This is a genomic window from Mesorhizobium sp. M8A.F.Ca.ET.161.01.1.1 (assembly GCF_004792105.1).
Classification (GTDB): Bacteria; Pseudomonadota; Alphaproteobacteria; order Rhizobiales; family Rhizobiaceae; genus Mesorhizobium.
Genome location: NZ_SRTD01000547.1, coordinates 1 through 278 on the forward strand (window position 1 = coordinate 1; position 278 = coordinate 278).

Here is a 278-nt window from a genome sequence, read left to right on the forward strand (position 1 = left end):
CCGTCATCAACGGCCGCAGCCACGTCAACGGCGCCAGCCGCAAGGAAGTCGACGGCACGCTGGCGCGCCTCGACCGGACCGGCGAAGGCATGCGCGTCGGCATCAAGGTCAGCCGCACCAGCGACCGCGTCATGATCGATGCCGGCGACGCCGGCAATGGCCCGGCCGACGCCCATGTGGTGATCGTCTATTTCAATTCGCCGCAGACGGTCCAGATCGGCCAGGGCGAGAACAGCGGCCGCAACCTGACCTACTGGAACGCCGTCTCCGACATCCAG

General features: G+C 67.6%; 1 protein-coding gene. It reads left to right on the top strand.

All coding sequences use genetic code 11. From position 1 onward, the window contains the following. On the top strand, positions 1-278 hold a 278-nt coding region (locus EN804_RS36955), incomplete at both ends, for a DUF1223 domain-containing protein (protein WP_135922469.1).